Here is a 9,680-nt window from a genome sequence, read left to right on the forward strand (position 1 = left end):
CGATACTTCCAATAGAATTTACATCTTATCTTAAATGCTTTTATCCTTAAATACAATAATTTTACAATAAATCATTTAAAAATATACACCGCTATCTGAAATTTTATTTCAGAATATTTAAACAAAATAGTTTTTTTATTCTATTTTATATTGTAACTTTTCTAAATCCCGTGCTATACTATCGTCAAAAATAAGTCGCTTAATCAAGTCATACTCAACCAAAGGTGGATTCGATGACAAAAAACAATTTGAAGATCGCAATTATTGGCTCTGGTAGCACCTATACCCCCGAATTGATTGAAGGAATGATTAAACGCAAAGACGTTTTACCTATAAGTGAACTTGTACTTATGGATATTGATGTAATGAAACTGAACACAGTAGGTAAACTTTGTGAACGCATGATTCACGCTGCGAATATGTCATGTCGTGTGACTATGACTCAAGATCTGGATGAAGCACTATTACATGCTGACTTTGTACTTGGGCAGATCCGTGTTGGCAAGCTACCTGCTAGAGTGTTGGATGAGCAGATTCCTCTGAAGTATGATTTAATTGGCCAAGAAACCTGTGGAATTGGAGGCTTTTTTAAAGCTATGCGTACCATTCCTGTCATGCTTCATATCGCGGAACGCATGAAAGAACTCTGCCCTGAGGCTTGGCTTATCAATTTCTCCAATCCCGCTGGAATTATTACAGAAGCCATACTCAATCACACAGATGTGAAGATGCTTGGTCTATGTAATGTTCCTTACAATATGTTCAAGAGCATTCGTGATACCCTCGATTTACAACAACCCAACATTACCTATGTAGGACTCAACCACTTAAGTTGGATAACTGCCATTGAAGAAGAAGGAAAGGATTATCTGAGAACGGCGCTTGATATGGGGCTCAACAGTGAAGCTATGAAGAATATTCCTTCTAGTGGATTTAGTAAAGAGTTAATCCAAATGGTTGGAGCCATCCCTTCAAGTTATATGGAGTACTATTATTTCAAAGAGAAAAAACTAAAACTCATCAAAGAAAGTGAATTAACCCGTGGGGAGAAATGTATTCAGATTGAAGAAGACCTATTAAAGATATATATGGATTCTGAGCTCCATACGAAACCAGACCTTCTCTCTACTCGAGGCGGAGCTAATTATTCTGAAGTGGCGATCAGCTTAGTGGATGCTATTTATAATGACAAGCAAGAGGTTCATGTTGTCAACCTCCTTAACAAGGGTGCACTAGATTTCATGGAAGACTCCGATGCCATTGAGGTATGTGCCGTTGTTGGTAAAGATGGCGCTAAACCAATTAAGATTAACGATTTCAACAATCAACATATCATCGATTACATGCGTATGGTTAAAGCTTATGAGCGTGAGACGGTAGCTTCCGCCGTATCCGGCAATGAAGATGCCGCTATGCGAGCGTTATTAATGAATCCATTGGTTGGAGACTACGATGTAGCGTACGCTTGTTTTAATGAAATGAAAGAAGCCCATAAAGCCTATCTCCCACAGTTTTTTCAAGGGGAACACTCTTCCAAATAACACACCAACGACCTAGAGCCGTGTAGAATTCTATTCTTATATTGAAGAAAAGGTGGCGTTATGGACAAGAACTACGTTATTGGCGTTGATGGCGGTAATAGCAAAACCGATTATTTTCTGTATGATATCCATGGCAACTTTGTCGATCACATAAATACGGGTACTTGCAGTCATGAGCGATTTCCTGATGGATATATAAGTGCATATGGCATCATGAATGAGAATATTCAGCACCTGCTTACACGTAATCATCTAACCATGCATGATATTGCAGCTGGCGCCTTCGGATTGGCTGGAGCTGACGTCCCGTCTCAAAAGGAGAATCTATGTCAGGTTATTGAACGCATCGGATTTACGAATTATGCTGTGGACAATGACTCTTTTCTAGGGGTGAAGGCTGGTAGCCACAAAGGATACGGGATCTGCTCCATTAATGGATCTGGCACTTCAACTGGAGGAATCTCTCCTAGCGGAAATCGCCTACAAGTTGGTGGTGTGGGCAGTGAGCTATGTGGTGATGAAGCAGGAGGTTACTATTTAGGACGAAAAGTACTCCGTGCAGTATATGACTCCTTCTATCGTATGGGCCGAGCAACTCAAATGACTGAACCCGTCATGGAACTTCTACAGTTACCCAGTAAAGAATTGTTTATTGAACACGCTGTAGATCGAGTAGCAAAGAGGAACCTGCCCAATACACAACTCATGCAAATCATGTTCGCTGCAGCAGATCAAGGTGATTCCGTTGCTTATGATATCATAGATAACTCGGCTAACCAGTTAGCACATTCCACGGTAGGATGTATGCACAATCTACACTTTGAACATGAAGTCGATATCATTCTGGCTGGTTCTGTGTGGGTCAGAGCAGAGAGCCCCTTACTTTTCAATTTATACAAAAAAGAAGTTGAGCGCTTAACACACCACCACTGTAATTACATCATTCTAAAAGTCCCACCAGCAACGGGTGCTGTTCTATGGGCACTGGAACTGGCTTGGAATCATCCCGTGAAATCGGGAATTCGCCGGAAAGTTATTGATTCTATAGTGAATTTGCCAGCGAATGAATCTATCTAACCCATGATCCTATTGGCATATCTATTTAGATTTATCTTCTGAAACAAGCAAAAACTCAGCATGGAGCCATGCTGAGTTTTACTTATTTCAAATCCTACAAAGGTAAATCCTTTCCTTTAAATACTTTCATCCCAACTCCATATAAAACAAACCCAACTACGATCAGGATTAGAAAGGGAACTTCATACCCACTTCCCGCCATAATAGATGGTTTATCAAACAGTGAATTCAGTGATAGATACTTGAAGAACTCCAAGCTCTTACTTAACTCTGATATCATTTTCAGCAAAAAGAAAGCTAGAGGTATTCCTGTACCCCAGGCTAGTGAGTGTTTAGAAAGGTTAAATATACACGAAGCGATGAAAGTGATTCCGCTAATAGCGAAATGTAATAAAAAACAACCAAAAATGAGTAGTAAAAAGGTTGAAGTATCCATAGCATGAGGTTGAAATATCATTTCTGCCAGAAGCCCTACTCCCCCTACAATGAAAAACATAAGAAATAGTGAACCGATAAAATATACCGCTTGTGTCAACGCAACTCTATTTCTTGTGATGGGTGTGGACAGAATGTATGCCATAGATCCTCGATCTACTTGATCTGCAATCAATTTATTACCCACAATAATGGAATAAATCATTGGAAATATAATTGCGATAATTCCAAAATAGGCATTATTTATAAATCCCAATAGACTGTTCGCATCTCCCAAAATAGCTTTTAATGGAGTCCCTCCCATGATACCACTGAAATCTTCTAACGTAGCTGGCGTAAAGAATGAGATAACAATTACTAAGTACAGACATAGAACAAGTGTAAAGATCAGGAAGAGTTTAACATTCGATCTAATCGTTTGTTTCAGCAAAGGTTTACTTACCAACTTCTTCACCCCCGTACAAGTGCATGAAATACTCTTCCAATGAGAATTTAATCTCTGATAAGTATTTCAGGTTATAGTTAATCATGACTTGAATGAGTGTATTGATATCCTTGTCTTGCACGATAATCCTCACTTGATTTTTGGTTTCATTCATTTCTTGAAAATCCAAATCTTCTTTACAGAACCTTTCAAAGTCATCTTGTGTGTCAAATTCAATTTGATATGTTTTTCTTTCTGTATGTTTTATTTCGTCCGTTGAAATCGTAGAAATAAGCTTACCCTGTCTAATAATCCCGATTCTGTCACAAGTTCCTGCTACTTCTTCCAACATGTGTGAAGACATCAATATGGTTTTCCCTTGTTTCTTTTCCTCTTGAATGAGTTCAACAAAGGTACTTTGCATCAAAGGATCTAGACCACTTGTAGGTTCATCAAGAACAAGTACTTTAGGATTATGCATAAAAGCACATACGATGCCTATTTTTTGCTTCATTCCTTTGGACATCCGTTTTAAATCACCCGTCGGGTCTAGCTGGAACTTTTCAATGAGATAGTGAGCTTTCGTCATATCCTTTAGCCCTCTCATATCAGCCATCATTTTGATGAACTGAGATCCCGTCATATCGTTTGGAAAAGCAATTTCACCTGGTAAATACCCCAACTCTTGTTGGATTAAGTCTGGTTGCTCCCAACTGTTTAATCCGTCGACCCATGTATCACCTTTTTGAGGCTTAGTAAAACCTAAGATATGTCTAATCGTCGTTGTTTTACCCGCTCCATTGGGTCCAAGGAATCCGAACACTTCACCTTCTTGGATTTCAAAAGAAATATCAAACACACCTTTAGAATTTCCATAATCCTTGATTAAATGATCAACCTTTAAAACGGCCATCCGACTCACTCCTTTTTAAGACAACCTATTTCCCCTTATAATTATTCATATGTAAATGTGCCCGAAACATCTCCATAACGTCTGGAAGCTCATCTTTTGATTGCCAATTGTCAACATCCCATATTCCGGATTGTTTGAACGCTCTTGGGCAATGAATAAAACACTCTTCCACTTCAATGATGACAGCAATTCCCGTTGTCTTCCCCTTCCATTGCATATCACGGATAAGTGCTTCATTACGCGAAAGAGTTGCTCTCCCATTTATACGAAGTACTTCCTGCAAAGATGGAATAAGAAAAATCATACCCACCTGTGGATTTTCCAGCATATTTACCATTGAATCTATACGACGATTACCTGGACGGTCTATAAAAGCAATGTGCTTGTGATCCAACACTTTAACGAACCCTGCCTGATCTCCCCGTGGAGATACATCGGCTCGTCCGTTCGTAGCTGAGGTTGCTAGGAAAAAAAGTGGCGATTGAGCGATATAATTCTCTATATGTGAATCAATTTGTGAGACCATCTTCATAACTACAGCTTCATGTGGTTCTCCAATGATGTCTTTTAACTCTTCAACCGATCTTATGATATCGTTCTTCCATACATCTTCCATTGGTTATCTTCTCCTAAGGTGTGGATTAATTTACTCTCCTTCATTCCAGGCAACTTTCAAGTACTTTCTATATAATTGATCTAATAGCTCCGTTGGGTCGTCCAGTTCACTATTATATGAATTAGCAAACGCAGTAAGATGTTCGATCTCTTTATCAATGTAATCATTTATTACAGCTACACGATTTTCTAAGTCTAATTCTTCTCCAGCCATTTTCCGTTTTAGCAAATCCTCAATCTCTTGTCTCAATTGTTCATCCGTAACAAGATCTGATACTAATTCTTGAAAGAGAATTGGTGGATTGGTATTGTACTTCTCGATCCATTTGCACGCTAATATCGGTCTGAGCACGTAGAAGTATTTCTTAATCTTGACTTGATCACCTTGTAAATACTGTCTAAAGTTCCCTTTGGCCATACTCAGATAGTGGTGTAATGATGCTCTTGGTGAGAACACCTGGTGTCTGAGTCTCAACATTTCTTCTTTAAATCCAAATGATTCATCATATATAATTTCGGATACCAACCACTCTAATAATGGAGGATTCGATTTTCTGAATAATTTCAACGCTTTTCTGATATCCCAGCCATTGATATCTAGCATATCATTAATAGGAACCTCAATAACATCCCTTTTATCATCAATCGATAAATACCACTCTGGGTGTCTTATATATACGAACCGAACATCATAATCACTATCTTGAGAAGGAAATCCCCACGCACGACTACCCGACTCCACTGCGAAGAGAATCTTCACGTTATGTTGTAGTTCTATTTCTCTAAGTTTCTCTACTATTAAACTTTTCATTTCATTGATTCTCCTCTTTCATTGATGATTACTCATTCTAAAGCCTGCATACAACGATCTCAATATCTGTATCATAAATTATGAATATTCGTCATATCAACTTGATCTATTTACGGGACCGGAGGATGAAAAGCTTCTCAGGCTAGGGAAGGCTCTAGATGGTATTCAATCCAGATACGGCAAGGTCTCCGTTGTGAAGGACTGCTCGCTTACTGAAGCCGGTACCGCGATTAGTAGTGCTCAAAAAATTGGAGATCATACACAATGATTCATGAACACACAGCAATGTTGCCACAATGCATAGGATAACAGAACAAGAGGATATCCTGAAGCCATTATTAGATGAGAATCGCCTTGATGAATTAAATACACTTCTAATTGGCTCCATCGATCCGCATACACATACCCTAACCCTTTTAGATTTATCTGGAGTTGAACCTCCTACGACTAAAGTCGCAGGATTCCTACGCTAATACTCCTATCGGAGTAAGGTAAGTAGGCTATCCCCGTAGTCCCTACGGTTTTCTTTTTTATGCGGAAAGAAGTCTTTTCGCTTCTTGAAGAATATTGATGCTGGCATTGTGGTCTCGTTCCTGATGGGTTCCGCATTGCGGGCAGTCCCATTCCCGAATGGATAGCCTCTTGGCTTCTTTGTACTGAAATCCGCAACATGAACACAATTGCGAAGACGGAAACCATGGACTCACCGCCACAATTTGTTTGCCATACCATTTCGCCTTGTATTCCAATTGTCTACGGAACTCAGCCCAAGACACATCTGCGATACTTTTGGCTAACCGATGGTTCTTGACCATATGGGATACTTGTAAATCTTCAATAGCAATGAGGTCGTGGCTTTTGACCAATGCCGTTGAGTGTTGATGCAAGAAATCCATTCTGGCGTTGACAATTTGTTCGTGAAGTCGGGCTACCTTGATTTTTTGCTTATACCAATTAGAAGAACCCATCGTTCTTCTGGATAAAGTGCGTTGTTCTTTTTTTAATTTTTGTTCTCTGTTTCGCAGGAAATGTAGATTATCTATTGGTTTTCCTTGACTTAACACTGAAAATTGTTTAATACCTAAGTCAATGCCGACTTCCTGATGGGTTTTGAGTAATGCTTGAATATCTACTTCAGCTACAATGGACACAAAATACTTCCCTGATGGATTCCGTCTAATCGTAGCATTCAAAATGCGTCCATCTACTTCTCTGGACTTGGCAAAGCGAACCCATCCCAACTTGGGCAGTTTGAGTTGATTTCCATGGATCGCAATGTTCCCATGGGTCTGTTTGGTTGTATACGATTGGATAGGATTCTTTTTACTCTTAAAATGCGGTATTCGATTTTGCTTTTTATAATAACGTGTATAGGCATCATGTAGATTTTCCACTGATTTTTGTAAAGAGATACTATCCACTTCTTTTAAGAAAGGATAGTGTTGCTTTAATTCTTTTAAATCTTTGATCGAAGTGTACTTATGAAAATAAGCACCTTTCCAATTATTTTGAGGGAGCTGTCCATTTTGAACCATTTGTTCGCAGATATACCAATAGGCGTCTTTTTGCTGTTGCTTGCTCAAGAAAAAGTTAAACACAAAGCGAGTACATCCCAAGGTTTTATGGATTAAGGTGATTTGTTCCTTGGTTGGATAGATACGAAATTTAAAAGCTTTGTGATGGTTCATCATGTACACCTGCTTTGGTTAATATTACCTTGATTATAGAACATATGTACTGATTTAGAAAGACAAAACCATTTTGAGAACACTCATGACTGAAGTCACGAGTGTTCTCAAAATATTAATAAAAGGTTCGATGTTTCATATTCACCTTTTGCATGGCCGCGACGGCTGTGATCACTCCAGATTTCTATTCCTGGTAGACCTGAATGAAATCCCCCTCAATTACAATCTTGGGGCGACCAAATTTAACCCTTTCTGCTTTAGCTACTTCTATTCCTTCAGCTTGCCGCTGCCGATTCTTCTTCCGTTCTTGCTCAGCAACGTATGCTAGTAGACTTAAGAACTGATCCTCCATTACTTTACCAAAGTCTCCCATGGTCCGAAAGCTCTGAGAATTAAATAGCTTCTCGTTATCCAAACAAATGATATCCGCTTTTAACTCCCGCGTAATATATTTCCATTCCTTCATGATTCCGTCATAGTCTCGCCCAAGACGATCCAGTGCATCGATATAAACCAAGTCACCCTCTCGGATCATTTGAAGCATAACCTGATACTGTGGTCTATTGAAATCCTTACCACTTAATTTATCTACAAATATAAACCATTCCTCAATACCTAATTCACGAAATTTAATAAGCTGTCGTGTTTCATTTTTGTCTTTTGCGGAAACACGTCCGTATGCCAATTTCAAAGTGTCTCCCTCCTCTTTTTTTCGTGCCAAAAACTAACGGTTCATACATGGCACATGCCCAAAGTGATTTCAAGGGATTTTGACACAATAAAACAAGTCATTTTTGCTAATGCCTAAAAGCATGCTTTTAGACATGAAAAAAATCTGCAACGATCAATCAGTCACAGTTAGATAATTTCTTGTTTTTAAAAAAACTACATACGCTTGCATACGGTCTAAAACTAGGTTTTTATTGGCTATACTAGTCATAGAATGGGGGAACAAAGCCGATGATATGGATATTATCAATTGCTTTACTGAGTCTCTTTGGATGGGTTAACGCTTTAATTATTCGATTACGAAAGGGAAACACAGCTTATAATAAATATATATTTTGTGCAGCCATCATTTTGTACGCGACGTGTAACTTCATTCTAGAACAATCCTTCGTATACAAAACGATATTTAACCTGATCTTTATCGTTTACTCTTTGATCGCGATCCCATTACATATTTGGCTTATCGTCTCTTGGACAAAAGAAAAGAAAAAAACATTCCCAACAGTTTAATTATGAGAAAAGACAAGAGGCTATGAACGTTAAATTGAGTGAGATGAGGAGGGAATCTTACTCTTGGCGATGTTCGGAATGGAAATCTTCCGAACATCGCCAAGAGTTATAGACTGAGCCTTGAAATTGAAACAGCGACAGCCAAGGACAAGAAAATAAAGTCCTAGACTGTCGCTGTTTTATTGAACTAACGTGTCCCGTTAGTTTAATATGTTGGTGTTTTTTGTTAGATTCCAATTCTTATTAGGGCTAGATCTGCTGTTATTACAGACCCGTCGGCATTGTTTAAATCAATGTACCAGTTGCCTTCTTGTTCGAATCCCCACTGCATTTCTCCCCCATAGATAGTTCCAGGAGGAATTGAAGCTTCAATCCATTTATTATCTAAAGGGGACCTTAGCCGAAGATTCAAATCCTTCAAACCTCTATTATTCACATATAATTGTAGTAACTCTTTTTTTCCATCAGCGCTTGCCTTGTACTCAAAATAACTTGAGCCTTGACCGTTAGCAATTATCGATAGATTATAAACAAACGTCTTTAACACTTTGTCATCTGGCATCGCCTGTACTTCGAACGGATGTACAGAAGGTATTTCAGATGAGGGACTTAATGTAATATCCTTCACTTCTTTTATTGTGATTTGCTCTTTGAATTGGATTTGACTTGAACTATTTAAAGAATAAAAGTATATTTCTACAGCACAAACACCTATAACAAGCGTCAGCAGACAACCATAGATCAATCTTTTCTTACCCACTTTACTGCCCCCTCTAACTCAAAACACTTAATAGTAGACTTAACCACGTTATCCTGCCCGTCCCTCGGTTTTAAGGGTTTATCTCATATATACTCACTCATTCGCAGGATTTCGTCGCCTTGGAATACAGTTGCTGTTCGGAGAGTAAGCTCATTAGACACCGTTGTACTAATCTTG

Annotated in this window: 10 protein-coding genes and 1 pseudogene; 4 read left to right on the forward strand and 7 right to left on the reverse strand. The window is 38.7% G+C overall.

Going from position 1 to position 9,680, the window contains the following annotated elements; genetic code table 11:
* Window positions 1-233 precede the first annotated feature (233 nt).
* Both AC1D69_RS17025 and AC1D69_RS17030 read left to right on the forward strand, forming a co-directional pair.
* Entirely contained in the window at window positions 234-1,541 is a 1,308-nt protein-coding gene (locus AC1D69_RS17025) for a 6-phospho-beta-glucosidase (protein ID WP_495457334.1), read from the forward strand.
* Window positions 1,542-1,601: 60 nt separating this feature from the next.
* Window positions 1,602-2,618, forward strand: coding sequence for an N-acetylglucosamine kinase (locus AC1D69_RS17030; RefSeq protein ID WP_495457335.1), 1,017 nt, complete (start codon window positions 1,602-1,604; stop codon window positions 2,616-2,618).
* 94 nt (window positions 2,619-2,712) lie between these two features.
* On the opposite strand, the gene AC1D69_RS17035 is transcribed toward AC1D69_RS17030, so the two are convergent.
* Genes AC1D69_RS17035 through AC1D69_RS17050 form a run of 4 tightly spaced genes read right to left on the reverse strand, consistent with a single transcriptional unit; the run spans window position 2,713 to window position 5,816 of the window.
* Window positions 2,713-3,507, reverse strand: a complete 795-nt coding sequence (locus tag AC1D69_RS17035) for a hypothetical protein (RefSeq protein WP_495457336.1) — start codon at window positions 3,505-3,507, stop codon at window positions 2,713-2,715.
* Entirely contained in the window at window positions 3,488-4,390 is a 903-nt protein-coding gene (locus tag AC1D69_RS17040) for an ABC transporter ATP-binding protein (RefSeq protein WP_495457337.1), read from the reverse strand. Before AC1D69_RS17040 ends, AC1D69_RS17035 begins: the two co-directional genes overlap by 20 nt.
* A gap of 25 nt (window positions 4,391-4,415) precedes the next feature.
* Window positions 4,416-5,006 (reverse strand): MSMEG_1061 family FMN-dependent PPOX-type flavoprotein, encoded by a 591-nt coding sequence (locus AC1D69_RS17045; RefSeq protein ID WP_495457338.1) that lies wholly within the window; start codon window positions 5,004-5,006, stop codon window positions 4,416-4,418.
* Between the two features lie 30 nt (window positions 5,007-5,036).
* Complete coding sequence (locus AC1D69_RS17050; RefSeq protein ID WP_495457339.1) at window positions 5,037-5,816, reverse strand: nucleotidyltransferase domain-containing protein; 780 nt, start codon at window positions 5,814-5,816, stop codon at window positions 5,037-5,039.
* Window positions 5,817-6,112: 296 nt separating this feature from the next.
* On the opposite strand from AC1D69_RS17050, the gene AC1D69_RS17055 reads away from it, so the two are divergent.
* Entirely contained in the window at window positions 6,113-6,289 is a 177-nt protein-coding gene (locus tag AC1D69_RS17055) for a hypothetical protein (protein WP_495457340.1), read from the forward strand.
* A 57-nt stretch (window positions 6,290-6,346) separates the two neighbouring features.
* Here the strand turns inward: AC1D69_RS17055 and tnpB are convergent, their stop codons facing one another.
* Together tnpB and AC1D69_RS17065 are read right to left on the reverse strand one after the other, a co-directional pair.
* Window positions 6,347-7,504: an IS200/IS605 family element RNA-guided endonuclease TnpB gene (tnpB, locus tag AC1D69_RS17060; protein ID WP_495457354.1), complete on the reverse strand. Its 1,158-nt coding sequence runs from the start codon at window positions 7,502-7,504 to the stop codon at window positions 6,347-6,349.
* A gap of 115 nt (window positions 7,505-7,619) precedes the next feature.
* Window positions 7,620-8,195 (reverse strand): annotated as a pseudogene (locus AC1D69_RS17065) (recombinase family protein).
* A gap of 269 nt (window positions 8,196-8,464) precedes the next feature.
* Between AC1D69_RS17065 and AC1D69_RS17070 the strand changes: the two are divergent.
* Window positions 8,465-8,743 (forward strand): hypothetical protein, encoded by a 279-nt coding sequence (locus tag AC1D69_RS17070; RefSeq protein ID WP_495457341.1) that lies wholly within the window; start codon window positions 8,465-8,467, stop codon window positions 8,741-8,743.
* 226 nt (window positions 8,744-8,969) lie between these two features.
* Here the strand turns inward: AC1D69_RS17070 and AC1D69_RS17075 are convergent, their stop codons facing one another.
* Entirely contained in the window at window positions 8,970-9,503 is a 534-nt protein-coding gene (locus AC1D69_RS17075) for a hypothetical protein (RefSeq protein WP_495457342.1), read from the reverse strand.
* Window positions 9,504-9,680 lie beyond the last annotated feature (177 nt).

The organism is Paenibacillus sp. Y301 (assembly GCF_059445505.1).

Coding starts and splice junctions, on each gene's coding strand:
- AC1D69_RS17025 (WP_495457334.1), top strand. CDS start 234: ATGACAAAAAACAATTTGAAGATCGCAATTATTGGCTCTGGTAGCACC.
- AC1D69_RS17030 (WP_495457335.1), top strand. CDS start 1,602: ATGGACAAGAACTACGTTATTGGCGTTGATGGCGGTAATAGCAAAACC.
- AC1D69_RS17040 (WP_495457337.1), bottom strand. CDS start 4,390: ATGGCCGTTTTAAAGGTTGATCATTTAATCAAGGATTATGGAAATTCT.
- AC1D69_RS17045 (WP_495457338.1), bottom strand. CDS start 5,006: ATGGAAGATGTATGGAAGAACGATATCATAAGATCGGTTGAAGAGTTA.
- AC1D69_RS17050 (WP_495457339.1), bottom strand. CDS start 5,816: ATGAAAAGTTTAATAGTAGAGAAACTTAGAGAAATAGAACTACAACAT.
- AC1D69_RS17055 (WP_495457340.1), top strand. CDS start 6,113: ATGCATAGGATAACAGAACAAGAGGATATCCTGAAGCCATTATTAGAT.
- tnpB (WP_495457354.1), bottom strand. CDS start 7,504: ATGAACCATCACAAAGCTTTTAAATTTCGTATCTATCCAACCAAGGAA.
- AC1D69_RS17070 (WP_495457341.1), top strand. CDS start 8,465: ATGATATGGATATTATCAATTGCTTTACTGAGTCTCTTTGGATGGGTT.